The organism is Actinoplanes sp. NPDC004185 (genome assembly GCF_053603475.1).
This window is the reverse complement of sequence record NZ_JBSGFR010000016.1, coordinates 104,980-125,432: the sequence shown is the minus strand read 5'-3', so window position 1 is coordinate 125,432 and position 20,453 is coordinate 104,980. Positions and strand designations below refer to the sequence as shown.

19 protein-coding genes are annotated in these 20,453 nt (G+C 73.0%); 10 read left to right on the top strand and 9 right to left on the bottom strand.

Annotation, left to right across the window (positions count from 1 at the left end):
• Positions 1-2 precede the first annotated feature (2 nt).
• From ACWEOZ_RS18555 to ACWEOZ_RS18535, 5 genes are all read right to left on the bottom strand, one after another.
• The gene (locus tag ACWEOZ_RS18555) at positions 3-1,094 is read right to left on the bottom strand and encodes a hypothetical protein (RefSeq protein ID WP_451911908.1); all 1,092 of its coding nucleotides are present in this window, start codon (positions 1,092-1,094) and stop codon (positions 3-5) included.
• A complete protein-coding gene (locus ACWEOZ_RS18550; RefSeq protein ID WP_451911907.1) occupies positions 1,088-2,356 on the bottom strand; it encodes a glucarate dehydratase family protein in 1,269 nt (422 codons plus the stop codon). The genes ACWEOZ_RS18555 and ACWEOZ_RS18550 overlap by 7 nt, the downstream gene beginning before the upstream one ends.
• Positions 2,353-3,234 carry a carbohydrate ABC transporter permease gene (locus ACWEOZ_RS18545; RefSeq protein ID WP_451911906.1) on the bottom strand — a complete coding sequence of 294 codons (882 nt, stop codon included), beginning with the start codon at positions 3,232-3,234 and terminating at the stop codon, positions 2,353-2,355. Before ACWEOZ_RS18545 ends, ACWEOZ_RS18550 begins: the two co-directional genes overlap by 4 nt.
• Complete coding sequence (locus ACWEOZ_RS18540; RefSeq protein WP_451911905.1) at positions 3,234-4,181, bottom strand: carbohydrate ABC transporter permease; 948 nt, start codon at positions 4,179-4,181, stop codon at positions 3,234-3,236. The genes ACWEOZ_RS18545 and ACWEOZ_RS18540 overlap by 1 nt, the downstream gene beginning before the upstream one ends.
• Positions 4,182-4,266: 85 nt before the next feature.
• On the bottom strand, positions 4,267-5,592 hold the full coding sequence (locus ACWEOZ_RS18535; protein ID WP_451911904.1) for a sugar ABC transporter substrate-binding protein: 1,326 nt from the start codon (positions 5,590-5,592) through the stop codon (positions 4,267-4,269).
• Between the two features lie 125 nt (positions 5,593-5,717).
• Here ACWEOZ_RS18535 and ACWEOZ_RS18530 point away from each other — a divergent pair, with 125 nt between their 5' ends.
• The gene (locus ACWEOZ_RS18530) at positions 5,718-6,530 is read left to right on the top strand and encodes an IclR family transcriptional regulator (RefSeq protein WP_451911903.1); all 813 of its coding nucleotides are present in this window, start codon (positions 5,718-5,720) and stop codon (positions 6,528-6,530) included.
• A gap of 4 nt (positions 6,531-6,534) precedes the next feature.
• On the opposite strand, the gene ACWEOZ_RS18525 is transcribed toward ACWEOZ_RS18530, so the two are convergent.
• Positions 6,535-7,359, bottom strand: a complete 825-nt coding sequence (locus ACWEOZ_RS18525; protein WP_451911902.1) for an NAD-dependent epimerase/dehydratase family protein — start codon at positions 7,357-7,359, stop codon at positions 6,535-6,537.
• Between the two features lie 156 nt (positions 7,360-7,515).
• Here ACWEOZ_RS18525 and ACWEOZ_RS18520 point away from each other — a divergent pair, with 156 nt between their 5' ends.
• The 4 genes from ACWEOZ_RS18520 to ACWEOZ_RS18505 all read left to right on the top strand — a co-directional run bounded on the left by ACWEOZ_RS18520 (position 7,516) and on the right by ACWEOZ_RS18505 (position 10,598).
• Entirely contained in the window at positions 7,516-8,403 is an 888-nt protein-coding gene (locus ACWEOZ_RS18520) for a 2-hydroxy-3-oxopropionate reductase (RefSeq protein WP_451911901.1), read from the top strand.
• A complete protein-coding gene (locus ACWEOZ_RS18515) occupies positions 8,396-9,154 on the top strand; it encodes an HpcH/HpaI aldolase family protein (RefSeq protein ID WP_451911900.1) in 759 nt (252 codons plus the stop codon). The genes ACWEOZ_RS18520 and ACWEOZ_RS18515 overlap by 8 nt, the downstream gene beginning before the upstream one ends.
• Positions 9,155-9,349: 195 nt before the next feature.
• Complete coding sequence (locus ACWEOZ_RS18510) at positions 9,350-9,553, top strand: hypothetical protein (protein ID WP_451911899.1); 204 nt, start codon at positions 9,350-9,352, stop codon at positions 9,551-9,553.
• Positions 9,554-9,755: 202 nt separating this feature from the next.
• Entirely contained in the window at positions 9,756-10,598 is an 843-nt protein-coding gene (locus ACWEOZ_RS18505; protein WP_451911898.1) for a DUF1028 domain-containing protein, read from the top strand.
• Between the two features lie 8 nt (positions 10,599-10,606).
• Here ACWEOZ_RS18505 and ACWEOZ_RS18500 read toward each other — a convergent pair whose 3' ends face one another.
• Positions 10,607-11,194, bottom strand: coding sequence for a LuxR C-terminal-related transcriptional regulator (locus tag ACWEOZ_RS18500; protein WP_451911963.1), 588 nt, complete (start codon positions 11,192-11,194; stop codon positions 10,607-10,609).
• Positions 11,195-11,235: 41 nt separating this feature from the next.
• A complete protein-coding gene (locus ACWEOZ_RS18495; RefSeq protein WP_451911897.1) occupies positions 11,236-12,477 on the bottom strand; it encodes a sensor domain-containing protein in 1,242 nt (413 codons plus the stop codon).
• A 111-nt stretch (positions 12,478-12,588) separates the two neighbouring features.
• On the opposite strand from ACWEOZ_RS18495, the gene ACWEOZ_RS18490 reads away from it, so the two are divergent.
• Positions 12,589-13,335 (top strand): ABC transporter ATP-binding protein, encoded by a 747-nt coding sequence (locus ACWEOZ_RS18490; RefSeq protein WP_451911896.1) that lies wholly within the window; start codon positions 12,589-12,591, stop codon positions 13,333-13,335.
• Positions 13,332-15,638 carry an FtsX-like permease family protein gene (locus ACWEOZ_RS18485; RefSeq protein WP_451911895.1) on the top strand — a complete coding sequence of 769 codons (2,307 nt, stop codon included), beginning with the start codon at positions 13,332-13,334 and terminating at the stop codon, positions 15,636-15,638. Before ACWEOZ_RS18490 ends, ACWEOZ_RS18485 begins: the two co-directional genes overlap by 4 nt.
• Positions 15,639-15,641: 3 nt before the next feature.
• Here ACWEOZ_RS18485 and ACWEOZ_RS18480 read toward each other — a convergent pair whose 3' ends face one another.
• Positions 15,642-16,355 (bottom strand): hypothetical protein, encoded by a 714-nt coding sequence (locus tag ACWEOZ_RS18480; protein WP_451911894.1) that lies wholly within the window; start codon positions 16,353-16,355, stop codon positions 15,642-15,644.
• Between the two features lie 115 nt (positions 16,356-16,470).
• On the opposite strand from ACWEOZ_RS18480, the gene ACWEOZ_RS18475 reads away from it, so the two are divergent.
• The 3 genes from ACWEOZ_RS18475 (at position 16,471) to ACWEOZ_RS18465 (ending at position 20,452) form a co-directional block, all read left to right on the top strand.
• Positions 16,471-18,018, top strand: a complete 1,548-nt coding sequence (locus ACWEOZ_RS18475) for a long-chain-fatty-acid--CoA ligase (RefSeq protein ID WP_451911893.1) — start codon at positions 16,471-16,473, stop codon at positions 18,016-18,018.
• Positions 18,019-18,173: 155 nt separating this feature from the next.
• A complete protein-coding gene (locus tag ACWEOZ_RS18470) occupies positions 18,174-19,496 on the top strand; it encodes a hypothetical protein (RefSeq protein ID WP_451911892.1) in 1,323 nt (440 codons plus the stop codon).
• A complete protein-coding gene (locus tag ACWEOZ_RS18465; protein WP_451911891.1) occupies positions 19,496-20,452 on the top strand; it encodes a glutamate ABC transporter substrate-binding protein in 957 nt (318 codons plus the stop codon). The genes ACWEOZ_RS18470 and ACWEOZ_RS18465 overlap by 1 nt, the downstream gene beginning before the upstream one ends.
• Position 20,453 lies beyond the last annotated feature (1 nt).

Below are 20,453 nucleotides of genomic sequence, written 5' to 3'. Positions count from 1 at the left end.
AATCACGCGGCAGCCGCGGCGACCCTGAGCAACTTCTGCCGGTCCGGGCCCGCCAGACCAAAGTGATACAAGCTGATCCGGGCCGCCCCCGCCTCCCGCAGCCGGCCCACATGCCCGGGTACGGCGTCCGGTTCCGCCGGTGGCAGCACCGTCACATAGGCGTCGACCGGCAGCCCGGTCGCGGCCGCCCGGCCCACCAGCTCAGCGGACGCCTCAGTGGTCGGCCACGCAGGCACTAGCAGCGCGTCGACGTCGGCCGCCGCAGTCGGGGTGAGACCCGGCGACGGCCCGGTCGCCCACGGATCCGGGTTGGCGTGCAACGTCACCGGAACGCCCGGCGCGTACTCGCGGACAGCGGCCAGCACCTCCCCCCGCAAAGCATCAGTATTCGCGTGCCGGTTCGCCAGCACCGCCGCCAGCACGTCCTCGGACAGCGAACCCGCCCGCAACCCGGCCACGACCTCATCGGGTACGAGCCCCGCCGCCCGCCAGCCGGAACGGCACCAAGCACAGCAGCAGACGGACAGCAGCCGTACCTCCGCCGGTGTCCAGGCACCGTCGGTCTTCTCGTGGTGTCCGAGGTGGACCAGACCGAGCTGCCCGCACGCCTCCAGCGAGATCCCGTCCACCGTCACGTCCCGGACAGCCTCACCGGCCAAGGTCGCCGCATACGCGCGGACCTCCGGGTGGGCCGGGCACAACGCGTACGGGTAGCGCTCGCCGAAGCAGTTCACCACCGCGGTCTCCGGGTGCTCCGTGCCGAGCCGGGTGTTGTGGGTCAGCACGATCCAGGCGTTGACCGCCAGCCCCGCCGCCCGGAGCGTGCTTGCCGCCGTACCGAAGGGGTCCTGCTCGGTCATCCAGTCCGGGGCCGCCGCCCGCAGCAGCCGGCCGTCCCAGGCCGCGGCCCGGACCGGCCGGTAGAGCGCCGCGTAGCGGGCGTCGACGACCCGCCGCGCCGGGTGCAGCGGGGTCGCGGCCCGCACCGAGTGGTACGTCGCGGCCAGCGTCACCGCGTCGACGGCCTCGGCCGCCCGCCCGGCGAAAGCCGGATCACCCAGCACGTCCCACGGGTACGCGTGCCCGCTCACCATCGTGGCCTCCGCTTGGTGTAGCCGGGCTCGAACAGCCGCATGTACGCGGTGTCGTCGCGTTCCCGGATCCCGCAGGTCAGGTAGTTGTCGTGCAGCCGGGCCAGCGCGTCCGGGTCCAGCCGGACGCCCAGTCCCGGGGCGTCCGGGACGGTGACCGAGCCGTCGGTGAAGCGCAGCGGGTCGGCCACCACGTCGACGCCCAATTGCCACGGCATGTGCGTGTCCACCGCGTACGTCAGGTTCGGCGTGGCCGCCGCCAGGTGGGTCATCGCGGCCAGGCTGATCCCCAGGTGGCTGTTCGAGTGCATGGACAGCCCGAGCCCCCAGGTGCGGCAGATGGTCGCCAGGTGCGCCGACGCGGTGAGCCCGCCCCAGTAGTGGTGGTCGGCGAGCACGATGCCCACCGAGCCGCGGGCCACCGACTCCGGCAGGTCGGCGAAGCGCACCACGCACATGTTGGTGGCCAGCGGCATCGGGGCCAGCGCGGCGACCTCGGCCATGCCGGCCAGCCCGGCCGTCGGGTCCTCCAGGTACTCGAGCAGGCCGGCGGTCTCCTCGGCGACCTTGAGCGAGGTGTCGACGGTCCACGCGCAGTTCGGGTCCAGGCGCAGCGGCAGGTCCGGGAAGGCCACGCGCAGCGCGCGGATCGCGTCGATCTCCTGCTCCGGCGGGAAGACGCCGCCCTTGAGTTTGATCGAGCGGAAGCCGTACCGGTCGATCATGCGCCGGGCCTGGGCGACGATGCCGGCCGGGTCGAGCGCCTCGCCGTACTCGTCGGGCTCGGCGCCGGGATGCCCGGCCCACTTGTAGAACAGGTACGCCGAGAACGGGACCGTCTCCCGCACCTTGCCGCCGAGCAGCGCGTGCACCGGCCGCCCGGTCACCTGCCCCTGGAGGTCGAGCAGCGCGACCTCGAACGGTGAGACGACCCGGGCCAGGGTCTTCTCGGCGCTGGAGCCGCCGGTCAGCCCGTGCCGGTCGGGGGCGTCCACCACCCCGACGGCGGCCGCGATCCGGGACCGCAGCCCGGCCAGGTCGAAGACGTCCAGCCCGGCGAGCGCCCCGGCGGCCCGGTCCAGCAGAGCCAGATGCGGGGCGTCGCCGTAGGTCTCGCCGAGCCCGACCAGCTCGTCACCACAGTGGACCTGGACGAGCGCGCGCAGCGCCCAGGGCTGGTGCACCCCGGCGGAGTTGAGCAACGGCGGATCGGGGAAGGCAATCGGCGTGATCGTCACGGTGCGGACGGGCAGCGAATTCGTCATCCTTTGATGGCTCCTGAGGTCAGGCCGCGCATGAACTGTCGTTGCATGGCCAGGAAGGCCAGCACCGAGGGCAGCAGCGCGAGCAGCGCGGCCGCGAGCAGCACCCCGAGGCCCACCTGATCGTCGCTGCGCAGGGTGCGCAGCGCCAGCGGCAGGGTGAACTTCGCGGCGTCGTCGGCGACCAGCAGCGGCAGCATGTACTGGTCCCAGATCATCGTGAAGCCGAAGATGCCGATGACGCCCAGCGCCGGCCGGCACAACGGCAGCACCACCGACCAGAAGATCCGCAGGTCGCCGGCGCCGTCGAGGCGGGCCGCCTCCTCCAGCTCGGCCGGGATCTCCTTCATGAACTCGGTCATCACCAGGATGGAGAAGGCCCACGCCCCGACCGGGATGATCATGCCGGCCAGCGTGCCGATGAGGTTGACGTGCAGCACCGGCACGTCCGCCAGCACCAGCGACAGCGGGATGGCCAGGATCTCCTCGGGCAGCATCAGGGTGGACAGGATCAGCAGCAGGACCAGCTGCATGCCGGGGAAACGCTTACGGGCCAAGGCGTACGCCGCCGACACGCTCACCAGGATCTGCAGCAGCAGTCCCCCGCCGACCACGATGAACGAGTTCGCCAGGTAGGTCAGCACGTCGCGGTCCACGGCCGCGGCGAAGTTGTCCAGGGTGAGCCCGTGCGGGACGAGCGTCAGCCGGGTCGGGTCGGTGACCGGGGTGAAGGCGCTGACCAGCAACGCGATCAGCGGTCCGGCGAAGACCGCGACCAGCACCAGGTGGAGCAGCACCCGGGCGGCGAACGCGACCGGGCCCGGCGCGGCGCCCCAGCCCAGCGCGGTGTCCAGCCGGGCACCCACGTTGCGGCGGCTCATCACGCGGCCTCCCGCCGGCGCGAGGCCCGCACGGCGACGGTCAGCACCACGGTGGCCAGCAGCAACAGCACCGAGCCGGCCGAGGCGATGCCCAGCTCGTTGCGTTCCAGCCCGAGTTTGTAGACCAGGGTCATGACCACCTCGGTGGAACCGTTCGGCCCGCCGTTGGTCAGCAGGAAGATCTCGGTGAAGACCCGCAGGCCGCGGATCGCGGCCAGGGTCAGCAGGATGGTCAGCACCGGGCGCAGCGCGGGCACGGTGACATGCCACAGCCGCCGCAGCGGTCCGGCGCCGTCGGCGGCGGCCGCCTCGTAGAGGGCGCGGTCGACGCCGGCCAGGCCGGCCAGGAAGATCATCATGTCGTACGGCGCCCCGCGCCAGATGCCGACGCCCATGACCGACCACAGGGCCGAGTCGGCCGAGTTGAGGAACGGGGAGGGCCCGGCGCCGACCCAGCCGAGGATGCTGTTGATCGCGCCGTCACCGACCGGGTAGTAGAGGATGCGCCACAGCTCGGCGACCACGGCCATCGCGGCGACCGTGGGCAGGAAGACGGCTGTCCGGACGAACCACAGGCCCCGCGACGAGCCTTCGAGCAGCAGCGCGAGGACGAAGCCGAGCACGAGCGAGCCGAGGGTCTGCCCGAGGGCCAGCACCACGGTGTGACCGATGGCCGAGGTGAACGACGGGTCGGTGAGCACGTCGCGGTAGTTGGCCAGGCCGACGAAGCGGTCGCCGAGGTACGGCCGTACCTCGTGGAAGCTCATCTCGACGGCCCGGACCATCGGCACGAACTTGAAGACCGCGAAGAGCAGCAGGGCCGGGGCCAGGAAGAGCCAGGCCGCCAGGTGCCGCCGCAGCGCGAGGCGCAGGCGGCTCCGCCGGGCCGGCGCGGCGGGCGCGGGCGTCGCGTCCGTCCGCGCCGGCACAGCGGGAGCCATCGTCATGACTGAGTCTCCTGGGGGATGCCCTCGTGGCCCTCGCCGTCGCGGCCGTCGGCCGCTTCCGGGCGGCGTGGCTCGGTGCAATCGGTCATCCCTTGACCCCCTGCTTGGTCAGTTCCGCGTCGAAGGTCCGGGCGAGCTTGTCCAGCTCGGCCTTGGTGTCGGAGCCGCAGTCGGCCACGATCGTGTTGATCGTCTCGGCGGCGGCCTGCCGGAACGGCGTCCAGTCCGGCACCGCCGGCACGTAGCGGCCGGAGGTCTTGAAGACCTGCTCGAAGGTGGCCCAGCGGGTGTCCTTGCGCACCGAGGACAGCTGCACCCCGGTGTTGACCGGCAGTCGGACGATGCCGCCGTCGGAGTCGCCGGCCATGCCGATGGTCTGGCCCGGCACCGAGACCGCGTACTCGGCGAACTTCTGCTGCCCGGTCTGGTTGGCCGAGCCGGCCATGAGGTAGACGTTCTCCCCCTCGGCCAGCGACTGGGCCTTGCCACCGGGGCCGGCCGGGAGCGCGACGATCTCGTACTTGTCCTTGCCGAGGCTCTTGTCGAAGCGGGCCATGTTGTACGGCCCGGTGAAGTAGATGCCACCCTTGCCGGTCTCGAACAGCGGGTGCGCCTGGGTGGTCTCCAGGGTGACCGCGCCCGGCACGACGTCCTTGTCGGTGCAGAACTGCTTCTTGAAGCCGTCGACCACGGCGACCGACTGCGGGGTGTTGACGGCCGTCGTGAACTTGCCGGTGTCGCCGCTGAGGAAGTCGCCGCCGCCGGACCACAGGAAGCTGGTCAGGTACCAGGCGGTGTAGCCGCGCTTGGTGGAGCCGGGCACCACGTAGCCGTACGTGTCGGCCTTGCCGTTGCCGTCCGGGTCCTGGGTGGTGAACGCCTTGGCCAGCGCGTCGAGCTCGGTCCAGGACTTCGGCTGAGCGGCGCCCACCTTCTCGCGCCAGTCCTTGCGGATGAACAGCGCGAACGACTGGGCCGAGAACGGGACCCCGTACGTCTTGCCGTCGGCGCCGGTGGCGGCGTCCCACGCCGTCGGGCTGAGGTCGGCCCCGCCGGCCAGGGCGCCCTTGTCGACCTCACGGACCAGTCCCTGCTTGACCAGGGTGCCGAGTTGGGCGGTGTCATTGATGACGATGTCAGGCAGGTCCTTCTGGGCGGCGGCCTGCTGCAGCTTGGTCTCGAAGTCCTCGAAGAGCGCGGTGACGGTGGCCGGGGTGCCGGTGGCGGCGGTGAACCCGGCGGCGATCGCCTTCGCGGTCTTCTCGGAGTTGGAGCCGGGGGGTTTGCGGATCCAGATGTCCAGCGCGGCGTTGGCGTCCTGTTCGGGGGTGCCGTCGTCGCCACAGGCGGTGAGTCCGGTCGCGACCAGCATCGTGGCCATGACCGTCGCCAGCAGTCTCCTGGTAGACATGGGGATGCCTCCTGTCTACATATGTGGAAGCGTTTCGAGCTTGTGGAAGGCAAGTACGCACAAGCTAGCTTTCGGTACTATGGCCGTCAACAGTCCGGAAACAATCGACCGCGATGGTGGCTGACATGGCTCTAGCTCGATCCCGCCCGGTCACCCACCCATCCACCGGGGCCAATGACTCATCGCCGGTGAAGTCGGCCGAGCGCACCGTCAAGATCCTGGAGACGCTCGCCGCCTCCCCGACGAAGCTGACGCTCTCGGAGCTGCAGGAGCGGATGGGCTACCCCCGTTCCAGCCTGCACGCGCTGGTGCGCACCCTGCGCGAGCTGAAGTGGGTGGAGGCGGACGAGAGCGGCTCCGCCTTCGGCGTCGGCCCGCACGCCCTGCTCTCCGGCACGGCCTATCTGGACCGCGACCCGGCCCTGCGGTACGCGTACGAGACGCTGGAGGATCTGCGCACCGAGGTGGGCCACACCATCCACTACGCCCGCCGCGACGACACCCACGTGCTGTACCTGGCCAGTCGCGAGTCACGCGAGGCCGAGCGGGTCATCTCCCGGGTCGGGCGCCGGCTGCCGGCCCACGTCACCGGGCTGGGCCAGGCCCTGCTCGCCGACCTGACCGAGGCCGAGGTGGACGCCCTGCTGCCGGACACGCTGGAGGCGTTCACCCCGCACACGATCACCGGCCGGGCCGCGCTGCACGCCGAGCTGGACGCGGTCCGCCGGCGCGGCTGGGCGTTCGAGGTGGAGCAGGGCACGCCCGGGGTGGCGTGCGTCGCCGTCGCGGTCGGCTACCGCATCCCGGCCACCGATGCCATCTCCTGCTCGATGCCGGCCGACCTGGCCCAGGGCGACCACCTGGACAAGGTCGTGGCGGCGGTGACCGCGCACACGAACGCCCTCGCCGCGACGTTGCGCCGCGAGGGCATCCGCTGAGGACTCACATCGGCTCACCCAGGGGCAGGTCGCACCACCACGAGCCGACCCGGTTCAGCAGCGGGTCGTGCGCGAAGTCGGGCTCACCGAACTCGGCGATGCGCCGCTCGGCGTAGACCTCGGCGTCGTCCTTGGGGAAGTAGCCGATCGCCTCGCCCTCGGCCAGCGACCACCAGCGGCGCGTGTTGCGGCTGACGCCCCAGACGATCCGGTAACCCGGGCTTTCCGCCGCCACGCAGGCCTCGACCAGCCGGGCGCCGTCGTCGGGCGAGAGCCACAGGGCCAGGCCACGCAGCTGCGGCGGGGTCGGGAACCACAGGCCGATGCGGACACAGATCACCTCGAGGTCGAAGCGGTCCACGTAGAGCCGGCCGAGAGACTCCACGGCCGCCTTGCTCCAGCCGTACAGGGTGTCGGGGCGGGGTGGGAGGTCGGCCGGCAGCCCGTCGGGGTAGCGGTCGTCGTCGCGGAGGTGGAACCCGGCGGCATGGCTGGACGAGGCCAGCACGACGCGCCGGACCCCGCTGCGCCGGGCCGCTTCGAGCAGGCAGTACGTCCCGTACGCGTTGCGCCGCAGCACGTCCTCGGCGCTGTTCTCCTTGCTCTGCCCGCCGAGGTGCACGATGGCGTCCACGCCGTCACACGCCGCCACCAGGGCCTCCTGGTCGTCCACCGACGCGATGACGACCTCCTCGGCGCCGCCGCCCTCGACCGGCGCCGGCTCCACGATGTCGAGCAGCCGCAAGGTGCGGCCGGCGGTGGCGAGGCGGGGCCGCAGCAGCGCCGCGACCTTTCCCGCGCCGCCGGTGATGAGGAGTCGCTGTGCCATCGGGGGACCTCCACGTTCATGACCGTCGTCGATGCGCGGAACCCTAACATCCGGTTCCCATACATATCGCTTGCTTGACCGGCCGACAGCCCTCCTCTACTTTGATTTGCATTCAGCAGTGCGACAAGCATCCAGATATGTGGACGGGGTACGTGCATGCCAGACGCCATCGGCTTCATCGGCCTGGGGATCATGGGCTCGCCCATGGCCGCCAATCTCGTCAAGGCGGGCTACGACGTGGCGGGCCACTCCCGCGGCCGGGCCGGCCTCGATCGGCTCGCCGCCGCGGGCGGCCGTCCCGTCCGGGACGTCGCCGAGGCCGTGGCCGGCGCGGACGTGGTCGTCACGATGCTGCCCGACTCCCCCGACGTCGAGCAGGTCGTCCTCGGCCCCGGCGGGGTCCTCACCCACGCGCGGCCGGGCACGCTGCTCATCGACATGTCGACGGTCGGGCCGCAGACCGCCCGCACGGTCGCCGCCGCCGCAGCCGACCGGGGCGTCCGGGCCCTGGATGCCCCGGTCTCCGGCGGAGAGCAAGGGGCCACCGAGGGGACGCTGTCCATCATGGTCGGCGGTGCCGAGGCCGACGCCGCGGCGGCCCGGCCCGTGCTCGAAGCGCTCGGCACCACGATCGTGCACGTCGGACCGGCCGGCGCCGGACAGACGGTGAAGGCGGCCAACCAGCTGGTCGTCGCCGGCACCATCCAGCTCGTGGCCGAGGCGATCGTGTTGCTGGAGGCCAGCGGCGTCGACGCCGGGGCCGGCCTGCGGGTGCTGGCCGGCGGCCTGGCCGGCAGCACGGTGCTGGACCGCAAGGCGGCCGGCATGCTCGCGCGCAGCTTCGCCCCCGGCTTCCGGGTCGACCTGCACCACAAGGATCTGGGCATCATGCTGGAGGCCGCCCGTGAGGCCGGCGCCGTCGTCCCGGTGGGCGCCCTGCTGGCTCAGCTCATGGCCGCGTTGCGGGCCCAGGGTGACGGCGCGCTGGACCACACCGCGCTGCTGCGGCTGGCCGAGCGCCTGGCGGGCCGGGCCGATGGCTGACCTGCGGGACCGGCTGCGGGCCGGCGAGCTGCTCTACGGCACGTTCCTCGGGCTCGGCTCGGCGCTGGCCGCCGAGGCCTGCGCGGTGGCCGGCTTCGACTGGCTGCTGGCCGACCTCGAGCACGGCGGCGGGGACGAGCCGGCCCTGCTGCACCAGCAGATCGTCGCCGAGGCGCACGGGCTGGCCCTGGTCGCCAGGGTCGAGTCGGCCGAGCGGATCCGCACCGGCCGGGTCCTCGACGTCGGCGTCACCGGCGTGATGTTCCCCCGGCTGGAGACACCCGAGGAGGTCACCGCGGCGGTCCGGCACCTGCGCTATCCACCGGCCGGCGACCGTGGCGTGGCCACCTACAACCGGGTGTACGACTTCGGCCTGCGCCCGGAAGGCCTGGAGACCGCCAACGACGGCGTGCTCGGCATCGTGCAGGTGGAGAGCCGGCGGGCACTGGCCTCGGCCGCCGAGATCGCCGCCATCCCCGGCGTCGACGTGCTCTTCGTCGGCCCCCGTGACCTGTCGCACGACCTCGGCGTGCCCGGGGACTTCACCCACTCCCGCTTCCGGGCCGCCCTGGACGAGGTGCTGGTCGCGGCCAAGAACGCCGGGATCACCGCCGGCATCCTGGCCGGCCATGCCCGACAGGCCCAGGAGTACGCCGACCTCGGTTTCCGCTTCGTCGGGGTGGGCTCGGACGCGTCCTTGCTGGCCCGGGCCGCCCACGACACCGTCCGCCACCTGCGGGCCGTCGACTGACACCAGGCGTCCGGTGGCCCCGGGCCGGGCGGGAAAGCGGGGTGGGCCGCTCCCCGTCCGGCCCGGGGCCACCGGCCTTCACCGGTACGGCTGTCACCCGCCCGGACGAAGGAGCCGGCGGCCGGGGCACGTGTGGCGATCGTCGCTACGGGTAATCAGGAGGCGTACCCCCCAACCGGCGACGAGGAGACTCCGATGTTCTTCAACTTGATCAGGCGCTACGTGATCATGGCGATCGCCATTCCGCTGGCCGCGGCGGGCGCTCGTAAGCTCAGCGACACCGTGGAGGCCAAGCGCGGGCCCAGCCGCGGCACCAGGCTGCTGCGCCAGGGCGCGGACACCCTGCAGGGCCGCTTCGGCCGGCAGAAGAAGCGCTCCCGCTTCGCCTTCGGCCGCTGACGGAACTACGGGCGGGCCGGGAACCGGCAAGCACCCGTCCCCGCCCGTAGCTCCCGGCCCGCGGTAGCGGACCGTGGTCGGCCTCACCGAGGGCGGCGGCGGGCGCGACAGTGATCAGATCGACCGGATGCCACCGGCGAAGTCGGGCGGCACCCGGGCCCAGTGTTCTCCTGTCTTGTTACGACTCGGATAACGTGCGCTCATGACCTTCTCTGTCGTGGCGCGCGCAGCCGACGGTGGCGCGCTCGGTGTGGCCGTGGCCAGCAAGTTCCTGGGCGCCGGCGCCGCCGTGCCCGCCGCCCTCGCGGACGTCGGCGCGGTGGCGACCCAGTCGTACGCCAACCTCGCGTACCGGCCGCAGGCCCTCGCCCTGCTGGCCACCGGGGTGCCCGCCGCCGAGACGGTCGCCGGCCTGATCGCCGCGGACGCCGGACCGGTGGACCACCGGCAGGTCGGCGTGGTCGGCACGCAGGGACCCGGCGCGACGTTCACCGGCTCGGCCTGCCACGACTGGGCCGGCGGGGTGGCCGGGGACGGCTTCGCCATCCAGGGCAACATGCTGGCCGGACCGCAGGTCGTCGAGCAGATGCGCGAGACCTGGCTGGCCGGTGCGGCACAGACCCGCCTGGCGTACCGGCTGCTCGACGCCCTGCGCGCCGGCGACCGGGCCGGCGGCGACCGCCGCGGCCGGCAGAGTGCGGCGCTGCTGGTGGTGGCCAAGGGCCAGGGGTACGGCGGCACCAGCGACGTCGTGGTGGATCTGCGCGTGGACGACCACCCGGACCCGGTCGCCGAGCTGACCCGGCTGCTCGACCTGCACACGCTCTACTTCGAACGCCCGGACCCGGCGACGCTGCTGGATCTCGACGGCGACGTGGGCGCCGAGGTGCGCGAGCGGCTCACCGCCCTGGGCCACCCCGCGGGCCCGGCCGCGGCCGACCTCGACGAGGCGCTGGCGTCCTGGGCCGGCATCGCCAACATGGAGGAACGCATCGTCGCCGGAAAGATCGACCCCCTGGTCCTCGATCAGCTCCGCGCCGCCTGAGGAACGGATCAGCCGCGCAGGAAGGCCAGCACCGCCCGGACCCGGCGGTGGTCGCCGACGTCCGGGGGCAGGTCCAGCTTGGCCAGCAGGCTGCCGATGTGTTTGGCCACCGCCGCCTCGCTTACCACCAGCGTGCGGGCGATCGCGGTGTTCGAGCGGCCCTCGGCCATCAGCGCCAGCACTTCGCGTTCGCGGGGGGTGAGCCGGGTCAGCGGGTCGCGGCGCCGGCCGAGCAGCTGCCGGACCACTTCCGGGTCGACGACCGTACGGCCGGCGGACACCCGGACCAGCGCGTCGACGAACTCGGCCACGTCGCCGATGCGGTCCTTGAGCAGATAGCCGACGCCGGCGGTGTGACCGGAGTCGAGCAGTTCGGCGGCGTACGTCTGCTCCACGTACTGGCTCAGCACCAGGACCGGCAGGCCGGGGTCGGCGGCCCGCAGCGCGATCGCCGCCTGCAGTCCCTCGTCGCTGAAACCCGGTGGCATCCGCACGTCGGTGACCACCACGTCGGGCCGGTGCTCGGCCACCGCCGCGAGCAGGGCCGGCGCGTCGGCGACGGCCGCGACCACCTCGTGGCCGAAGTGGCGCAGCATGCCGGCGATGCCCTCGCGGACGATGACGCCGTCCTCGGCGATCACGACCCGCACGGGATCTCCACGTGCAGCAGGGTCGGGCCGCCGGGCGGGCTGGACAGCGCCACCGTGCCGTCGACGGCGGCGACGCGGTCCGCCAGTCCGGTCAGGCCGGTGCCGCGGCCGGGGTCGGCGCCGCCGCGGCCGTCGTCGCGGACGTCGAGGTGCAGCCGGCCGCCGCGGATGCCGGCGGACACCGCGGCCCGGGTCGCCGCGCTGTGCTTGGCCACGTTGGCCAGGGCCTCGACCACCACGAAGTAGGCCGTCACCTCGACCGCGTCCGGCAGGCGCTCGGCCAGCCGCAGGTCGAGGTCCACCGGCACCGGCGCGTGCCCGGCCACGTCCCCGACGGCCGCCGCGAGGCCGCGGTCGGTCAGTACCTTCGGGTGGACGCCGCGAATGAGCTCCCGCAGCTCGGCCAGAGTCTCCTTGGCGAGTTGCTGCGCCGCCGTCACCTGGATCGCGGCCGCAGACCCGTCCTCCAGCGTCAGACGGGCCAGTCCGAGCTGCATGCTGAGGGCGACCAGCCGCTGCTGGGCACCGTCGTGCAGGTCCCGCTCGATGCGGCGGCGCTCGACCTCGAAGGCGTCCACCAGCCGGGCCCGGGAGCGGCTGAGCTCGACCAGCTTGGCGTCGCTGTCGTCGCTGCGCGGCGCGAGCAGCGCCCGGGCCATCGCCGCCCGCGCACCGGCCCAGGCGGTCACCGGATAGGCGCCGACCGCCAGGGCGACCGGGGTCAGCAGCGCCATCGGCACGGTGACCCAGGGCGTGGTCTCGCCGTGCAGGTAGACCGGTCCGAACAGCAGGCTGGCGGGCACCACGACAGCGGCGTAGACCACCGCGGCGTCCATCCAGCACAGCACCAGCGCGGAGATCACCGTGTATCCCAGCTCCCGCCAGGTGGCCTGCTCCCGCAACCGGCAGGTGAGCCAGGCGCGCAGCCCGGGCTCGCCGGGATGGCGGTGCGGGTTCGGCAGCGCCTCCCGGTCGACCAGCCGCATCCGCCAGCGTTCCAGCCGCCCGACAACCACCCCGGACAGCACCGTGGCCACGTAGCCGGCGACGCCGACGACCACGACCGACAGCACCAGCCCGGCGGCGAGCAGGAGCAGGGTGGTCGCGATGGTGGCCATGCCGATCAGCGCGCCGCCGGTGAGGTAGATCAGCGAGCGCAGGGGCCAGGGCGACAGCAGGAACTGCGTCGGCCGCATGGTGAGCGCCTCAAGCGCGTTGCGGGCCGGCATGGGCAGTCACGCTACCGGCGGGCCGCACCCCGCTCGGTAGTGCTGGGTATACCTTCGATCCTCGCCCGCGGGGGAATGTGCCCGGCCCGGCGGGCCGGAAGGCTTTCGGCCATGACCATCACGACCATCGGCACGGCGGTGCGGCTGCGGGCCGTCTCCAGGATCTACGGTACGGGCGAGAGCGCGGTGACCGCCCTCGACGCGGTCGACGTGGACATCGCCCCGGCCACGTTCACCGCGGTGATGGGCCCGTCCGGGTCCGGCAAGTCCACCCTGCTGCACTGCGCCGCGGGCCTGGACCGGCCGACCAGCGGCGAGGTGACGATCGACGGGGTGGGGCTGACCGGGCTCTCCGAACGGGCGCTGACCAAGGTGCGCCGGGCCCGGGTCGGTTTCGTGTTCCAGGCATTCAACCTGATCCCGGCGCTGAGCGCGGAGCAGAACGTGGCGTTGCCGCTGCGGCTCGCGGGCCGGCGGCCGGCGGCGGGCGAGGTCCGGGCGATGCTGGCCGAGGTGGGGCTGGCTGACCGGGCCCGGCACCGCCCGAGTGAGCTCTCCGGCGGCCAGCAGCAACGGGTGGCGATCGCCCGGGCGCTGGTGACCCGGCCCGCGGTGCTGTTCGCCGACGAGCCCACCGGCGCGCTGGACACCACGGCGTCGCGGGAGGTGCTGCGGCTGCTGCGTACGGCGGTGGACCGGCACGCGCAGACCGTGGTGATGGTGACGCACGACCCGTACGCGGCCGCGCACGCCGACCGGGTGCTGCTGCTGGCCGACGGCCGGGTGGCGGACGTGCTGGAGCATCCGGCGGACGCCCCGGAGATCGCCGTGCGCATGGCCCGGCTGGAGGAGCGGTGAGGCTCGCCTGGGACATGGTCCGGCACCGGTTCGCCGCGTTCGCCGGCACCTTCGTCGCGATCACGCTGGGCGTGGGCGTCGTGGCCGGCTCGACCACTCTCTGGGCGTCGTCGCAGCCGCGGACCCCCGAGCGGTTGTCCGCGACGCCGGTGCTCGTGCACTCGCCGTCGGTCGGCGACAACGACGACGGCTACCCGGAGTACCGCTCGTGGACCACCGCCGAGGCGGCCGGGCTGGCCGGACGGCTCGCGGCACTGCCCGGGGTCACCGCGGCGATCCCCGACCCGTCCTTCTACGTGCAGCGGGTCGTCGGCGGCCGGCCCACCGGTGATCCGGACACCGCGCTCACCGAGGGGCACGCCTGGTCGTCGGCAGCACTCGGCGGATACCGGCTCAACGCCGGCGCACCACCGGCCCGGCCCGGAGAGGTCGCGCTGGCCGGTCACGCGCCGGGCTCCCGGGTCGACGTGCTGACCGCGCGGGGCCCGGCGACCTGGACGGTGACCGGCACGACCGACGGCCCGGGGTTCTACGTCGCGGACACCACCGCCGCCACCCTCTCCGCCGGGGTCCGGATCATCGGGCTGACCGTCAGTGGTGACGCCGAGGCAGTCGCGGCGGTGGCCCGTTCGGCCGTGGGCACGAGCGGCACAGTGCTGTCCGGTGCGGCCCGCGACACGGTGGAGCCGGAGTCCGTGACCCGGATCCGCTGGCTGGGCGCGCAACTGCTGATCGCCATGGTCTCGCTGGGCGCCTTCGTGGCGGTCTTCGTGGTCGCGTCCACGTGCGCGCTGAGCGCGGCGCAACGGCGGCGCGAGATCGGCCTGCTGCGCGCGGTGGGTGCCACCCCGGGTCAGGTGATCCGGATGATGTACGCCGAGACGCTGGTCGTCGCCGTGCTGGGTGGCGTGGCCGGCGTACCGCTGGGTGCGCTGGCCGCTCCCCTGCTCGCGCCGCCGCTGGTGGCCGCCGGGCTCGAACCGGCGGGGTTCGCCGTGTCGTGGCAGCCGGCCGCGCTGGCCGGTTCGTTCGCCCTCGGCATCGTGGTCGCGCTGATGGGGGTCTGGACCGCGGCCCGGCGGTCCAGCCGGGTGCCCGCTCTGGACGCCTTGCGCGACGCGGCGATCGAGCACCGCGCGATGACCCGGCCCCGCTGGATCCTCGGCGTGCTGAACGTGACCGCGGGCGCCGCCCTGCTGATCGCCCTGCCATCCCTCAGCACGGACGCGCAGTCCTCGGCCATGCTGGGCGCCGCGATGCTGCTGCTCGTCGGGGCCGCGCTGCTGGCCCCGGTGCTCATCGCCCCGCTGGTGCGGTTCGCCACCTGGCCGTGGCGGCGCGGCGCCACCGGGATGCTGGTCCGCGAAGGCACGCTCACCGGGGCCCGGCGGGTGGCCTCCACAGCGGCCCCCGTGCTGCTCACCGTCGGCTTCGCGGTGCTGCTCACCGGGACCGTCTCGACGATCTCCCGATCCGCCGGCGTCGACGCGGCCGCCGACGTGCCCGCCGCGCTGGTCGCCGCCCCCGACGGCACTCCGGGGCTGTCGGACGCCGCCGTGGCCGGCCAGCCCGGCGACTCCTCTCTGAGCAGCCACGTGCTGGTCACGGTCGACGGCAGGACGACGCGCTACGACGTGGCCGGGACGACCGGTCAGGAGGGCGTCGTGCTGTCGCGCGACCTCGCGGACCTGCCCCGCCGCCTGGACGTCCGGTTCCCGGACGGCACCACCGCGACGCTGCCGGTCACCGCCGTCCGCGGCGACGCGCCGGAGCCGATCCTGCTCCCCCGCGACCTGGTCCGGCGCCACGACCCCGGCGCGCTGACCGAGGCCGTCCTCCTGCGCGGCCCGGCGGTTCCGGCCACCGGGCTGCGGGTGCTCACCGCCCGCCAGTACGTGCAGCTCGACATCGACGAGGAGGACGAGATCGTGCAGATCTTCCTGGCCGTGCTGCTCGCCCTGGGCGTCGGCTACACGGGCCTCGCGGTGGCCAACACTCTGCTGATGGCGACGGCGGCGCGCCGCGGGGAGTTCCGGGCGCTGCGCCTGGCCGGCGGCGGCACGTCCCAGGTGTTGCGGGTGACCTCGGGCGAGGCGCTGCTCGCGGTGGTGACGGGCACGCTGCTGGGTGGCACGGTGGCGGTGCTGTGCCTGCTGGCCGCCCGGCGCTCGATCGAGGAGGGGATCGGGCAGGCGATCGAGCTGGTGGTGCCGTGGGGCCAGAACGCCGGCGTGGCGGCGGTGTGCGCTGTGGTCGCCGTCCTGGCTGCGGGCGTGCCGGTGCTGCGCGCCCGCGGCGGGTAGCGATCACGGTGGGCCGGGGGCGTCGCCGAAGCGGATGACGCCCACCGGCACGGCCTTGACCGCCGACACCACCACCGCACCCAGCAGCACGACGAAGGCGCACAACGGGACAAGGCCGAACTCCCCGTCACGGAGCGCGAACCACCAGACGGCGACCGCGGCGACCGCGTACGAGCCGGCCGCCCACCGGTAGACGAGCGACGGGTACCGCCGCCAGGGTGGGCGCTCGGACACCACCCGGACGGAGGCGTTGTGCTCGATCCAGGCCCGGGCGGCCTCGGCCGAGACCGCGGGCAGGTAGACCCCGAGCCGGCCGATCAGCTCCGGGTGCGGCCGGACGAGCACCTTTCTCTCGACGTACCCGTCCCCCGCCTGGACGAGCACACTCGCCATGTACAGCAGTACCGGCGCCCACCCAGGGACGGTGTCCGCGCCGAGGACCACGGCCACGAACGCCGCTGCCAGCAGCGTGACGACAATCGGCGTCACCACGGTGCGCCGGCGGCGTTCGAGGCGGAGCCAGCGGCGCGCGACGGCCGCGGTGGCCGCATCGAACGGGAGCGTGAGCATGCGTCGGCGGCCGTACACGTAGCCGCCCCGGCACGGCAGCTCGACCCAGACCGGATCGGTGGAGCCGTCCGTGATCGCCACCGGCGGCACGGACAGGGCGCGCACCGCGTCCATGGGTACCAGCAGGTTCACAGGATCGGAGATCACCGCCCCACCCTCTCACCGCCGCTGAAACAAAATCGAAACGGAGGGTTCTTCGGCTGCCGCCGACGTGTTGGGATTGAGACCGTCGTCACAGCGGATCTGCCGAGGAGACCCACGCATGCTCAACCTCTCCATCTTCCTGGAGGACAGCGCCCGTCATTATCCCGAGCGGGCTGCTGTCGTCCTCGGCGACCAGCGCCTGACGTACGCGCAGGTGAACGCGGCGGCCAACCAGGTCGCCAACCTGCTGCGCTCGCGGGGCATCGGCCCCGGGGACAAGGTGGCTCTGTCGTGTCCCAACCTGCCGTACTTCCCGGTGCTCTACTACGGCATCCTCAAGGCCGGCGCGGTCGTGGTGCCGCTGAACGTGCTGCTCAAGGGGCGGGAGATCGCGTACCACCTGACCGATTCGCAGGCCAAGGCGTACTTCTGCTTCCAGGGGACACCCGAGCTGCCGATGGGCACCGAGGGCCACGCCGGCTTCGCCCAGGTCGACGCGTGTGAGCACTTCATCCTGGTCACCGCCGACCCGGCCGCGGAGTCGCCGATCGAGGGCGCCGAGACGCTGGGCCGGGCGCTGACCGGGCAGTCGCCCGTCTTCGAGACCGTGCTCGCCGCCGAGACCGACCCCGCGGTCATCCTCTACACCAGCGGCACGACCGGGCAGGCCAAGGGCGCCGAGCTGAGCCACTCCAACCTCATCCTCAATGCGCTCACCTGCAACCGGCTGTTCAAGTCCGCGCCGGCCACCGACACCCACCTGCTGGTGCTGCCGCTGTTCCACTCGTTCGGCTCCACGGTCAACATGAACGCGGGCTTCTCCAGCGCCTCCACGCTGGTGCTGCTGCCCCGCTTCGAGCCGGCCGCCGCGGTCAAGCTGCTGGAGAAGGAGAACGTCACCTTCTTCGCCGGCGTGCCGACGATGTACTGGGGGCTGCTCAACGCGCTGACCGACGACGTCGACGTGGAGAAGATCGCCCGCACCATGCGGCGCACGGTCAGCGGCGGCTCCAGCCTGCCGCTGGAGATCATCAAGGAGGTCCGCAACCGGCTCGGCTGGACCATCCTGGAGGGCTACGGCCTGTCCGAGACCTCCCCGGTGGCGACCTTCAGCGACCCGGACAGCGAGCCCCGGCCGGGCTCGATCGGCGTGCCGATCTGGGGCGTCGAGGTCAAGCTGATCGACGAGTCGTGGAACACGATCGAGGGCAGCGAGGAGATCGGCGAGATCGCCATCCGCGGGCACAACATCATGCGCGGCTACTACAACCGGCCCGAGGCGACCGCCGAGGTGATGAACAACGGCTGGTTCCGCACCGGCGACCTGGGCAAGCGCGACAAGGACGGCTGGTACTCCATCGTCGACCGGGCCAAGGACATGATCATCCGCGGTGGTTTCAACGTGTACCCGCGCGAGATCGAGGAGGTCCTGATGACCCACGAGGCGGTGTCGCTCGCCGCGGTCATCGGGGTGCCGCACGAGACCCACGGCGAGGAGGTGAAGGCGTACGTGATCCGCAAGGAGGGTGCGACCGTCACCGAGGAGGAGCTCATCGCCTGGGGCAAGGAGCAGATGGCCGGCTACAAGTACCCGAGGATGGTCACCTTCGTGGACACGCTGCCGATGACCGCGACCGGCAAGCTCCTCAAGCGGGCCCTGACCTGACCTGACGTACGCCGAACGCGCACCCGGAGGGGGACACTCCGGGTGCGTTTTCGTGCGTAGACTCGGCCGGCCGGGACGCCGAGAAGATCATTTGCGCGCGTGCGGCACAGTGAGCGGGTGAGCGCCCGACCACGCACGGCACCGACGGAGGAAGCTTGAGCACAGCACAGCTCGACCGGCCCGTGCCGGTCGTGGTGAACCCCTCCGGTGGCGTCCTGCACCGCGTCGCCCGGCTCCGGCGGACCTCCCCCGGCCGGCTGCAGCTCATCCTCGCCGGGCTCGTGACCCTGGGCCTGCTGACCGGCCTCGTCGCCGGCCTCACCGCGTCCGCCGCCGCGACCGGCACCGCCGATCTCGGCAACCGGGCCCAGCCGCTCCTGGTCGAGGCCGAGACGATCTACTCGGCGCTCGCTGACGCCGACACCACCGCCGCGCAGGCGTTCCTGGCCGGCGGGCTGGAGCCGACCGACCTCAGCCGCCGCTACGAGGACGATCTGGACCGGGCCACCACCGCGCTGACCTCGGCGGCCCGCCGTACCCCGGAGACCGGCCGCTCGGCCGACGCGATCCGGCAGCTGTCCACGGACGTCTCCCGCTACGCGGCCCTGGTGGCCAGCGCCCGGGCCAACAACCGCCAGGGCCTGCCGATCGGCGCGGCGTACCTGTCCTCGGCGTCCACCCTGAGCCGCGACTCGCTGCAGCCGCAGGCGCAGGCGCTGTTCCAGGCCGCGCAGAGCGAGGTCGACGACGGCTACGGCGACGCCCGCAGCTCCTGGTGGACCGCCCTGCTGATCCTGCTGCTGCTGGCGCTGCTCACCGCGCTGGTGCTGGCCCAGCGTCACCTCAGCCGCCTGACGCACCGCACGTTCAACGTGCCGCTGCTGGTCGCCACGGCGGTCACCCTCGTGCTGGCAGTGGGCGTGGGCGGGATGCTCATCGCGCAGCGCGCGCACCTGTCCGAGGCCGACACCGAGGGCTCCTGGCCGGTCGCGCTGCTGGCCGAGACCCGGATCGCGGCCCTGCGGGAGCGCGGCGACGAGGCGCTGACCCTGGCCGCCCGGTCCGGCGAGGGCGCCCTGGAGACCGACTTCGACCAGACCACCGGCCGGCTCGACAAGCTGCTCACCGACGCCGCCGAGGTCATGCCCGACGGTTCCGCCGGTGCGGACGTGCGGTCCGCGGCCCAGGCCCACCGCGCCTACGTCAGCGCCCACGACCAGGTCCGCAAGCTCGACAACGGCGGCAACTACGACGGCGCGGTGGCGCTGGCCATCGGCCCGCAGACCAGCAGGACCTTCACCGGCTTCACCGACGACATCGGCCGGGCGCTGGAGAGCCGCAAGAACGTGTTCGGCGACGAGATCGGCGCGGCCGGCCGCGGGCTGGGCCTGCTCACCGTGCTCGGACCGCTGCTCGCCCTGCTGATCTGCGGCCTGGCCGTGGCCGGCATCCGCGCCCGACTCGAGGAGTACCGCTGATGCGCGCCCGTGTCACCCTCGTCGCCGTCGCCGCGCTGTCCGTGCTCGCCGCCGCGGGCTGCGCCGGCGACTCGTCCCCGCTGCCCGGGCGCCCGAGCGCGTCCGCCGCACCCGCGCCGACCGGCCCCGCCGCCGCCGTCGACACGTCCTGCAACCCACGCGCGAGCCTGAAGCCCACCGGCGCCCTGCCCGCCCCGGGCAAGATGCCGGCCGGCACCTACATGGCCGAGATCCACAAGCGCGGCCGGCTGGTCCTCGGCACCAGCCAGGACACCCTGCTGTTCAGCTCGCGCAACCCGTTCACCGGCAAGGTCGAGGGCTTCGACGTGGACATGGGCCGGCAGATCGCCCAGGCCATCTTCGGCGACCCGGACAAGATCCAGATCAAAGTCATCGCGTACGACAAACGGGTCAGCTCCGCGGTGGACGGCTCGGTCGACATCGTCGCCGACACCATGACCGCCAACTGCGCCCGCTGGAAGGACGTCAACTTCTCCAGCATCTACTACGACGCCGGGCAGAAGGTCCTGGTCTCGTCGGCCTCGAAGGCCAAGCAAATCGAGGACCTCGGCGGCAAGAAGGTGTGCGCGGCCAAGGGCTCCACGTCGTACGACAACATCACCAAGGTCGCCACCAAGCCGATCGCGGTGGACCGGCCCGGCTTCGGTGACTGCCTGGTCGCCTTCCAGCAGAACGAGGTCGACGCCATCTCCACCGACGACACCATCCTGGTCGGGCTGGCCGCGCAGGACCCGTACGCCAAGGTGGTCGGCCCCGCGTTCACCAAGGAGCCGTACGGCATGGCGATGAGCAACGACCACCCGGAGTTCACCCGGTTCGTCAACGCGGTGCTGGCCAAGAACCGGGCCGACGGCACCTGGAAGGCCACGTACGAGCGGTGGCTGGGTGACTTCGGCGCGGCCCCGCAGCCGCCGGTCGCCGAGTACCGGGACTGAG

Bases quoted from the DNA above. Each gene is read 5' to 3' on its own strand.
- ACWEOZ_RS18510 (WP_451911899.1), top strand. From the start codon at position 9,350: ATGTTCTTCAACTTGATCAGGCGCTACGTGATCATGGCGATCGCCATT.
- ACWEOZ_RS18530 (WP_451911903.1), top strand. From the start codon at position 5,718: ATGGCTCTAGCTCGATCCCGCCCGGTCACCCACCCATCCACCGGGGCC.
- ACWEOZ_RS18520 (WP_451911901.1), top strand. From the start codon at position 7,516: ATGCCAGACGCCATCGGCTTCATCGGCCTGGGGATCATGGGCTCGCCC.
- ACWEOZ_RS18490 (WP_451911896.1), top strand. From the start codon at position 12,589: ATGACCATCACGACCATCGGCACGGCGGTGCGGCTGCGGGCCGTCTCC.
- ACWEOZ_RS18495 (WP_451911897.1), bottom strand. From the start codon at position 12,477: ATGCCGGCCCGCAACGCGCTTGAGGCGCTCACCATGCGGCCGACGCAG.
- ACWEOZ_RS18555 (WP_451911908.1), bottom strand. From the start codon at position 1,094: ATGGTGAGCGGGCACGCGTACCCGTGGGACGTGCTGGGTGATCCGGCT.
- ACWEOZ_RS18550 (WP_451911907.1), bottom strand. From the start codon at position 2,356: ATGACGAATTCGCTGCCCGTCCGCACCGTGACGATCACGCCGATTGCC.
- ACWEOZ_RS18525 (WP_451911902.1), bottom strand. From the start codon at position 7,359: ATGGCACAGCGACTCCTCATCACCGGCGGCGCGGGAAAGGTCGCGGCG.
- ACWEOZ_RS18515 (WP_451911900.1), top strand. From the start codon at position 8,396: ATGGCTGACCTGCGGGACCGGCTGCGGGCCGGCGAGCTGCTCTACGGC.
- ACWEOZ_RS18545 (WP_451911906.1), bottom strand. From the start codon at position 3,234: ATGAGCCGCCGCAACGTGGGTGCCCGGCTGGACACCGCGCTGGGCTGG.
- ACWEOZ_RS18475 (WP_451911893.1), top strand. From the start codon at position 16,471: ATGCTCAACCTCTCCATCTTCCTGGAGGACAGCGCCCGTCATTATCCC.
- ACWEOZ_RS18465 (WP_451911891.1), top strand. From the start codon at position 19,496: ATGCGCGCCCGTGTCACCCTCGTCGCCGTCGCCGCGCTGTCCGTGCTC.
- ACWEOZ_RS18540 (WP_451911905.1), bottom strand. From the start codon at position 4,181: ATGACGATGGCTCCCGCTGTGCCGGCGCGGACGGACGCGACGCCCGCG.
- ACWEOZ_RS18500 (WP_451911963.1), bottom strand. From the start codon at position 11,194: ATGCTGCGCCACTTCGGCCACGAGGTGGTCGCGGCCGTCGCCGACGCG.
- ACWEOZ_RS18535 (WP_451911904.1), bottom strand. From the start codon at position 5,592: ATGTCTACCAGGAGACTGCTGGCGACGGTCATGGCCACGATGCTGGTC.
- ACWEOZ_RS18505 (WP_451911898.1), top strand. From the start codon at position 9,756: ATGACCTTCTCTGTCGTGGCGCGCGCAGCCGACGGTGGCGCGCTCGGT.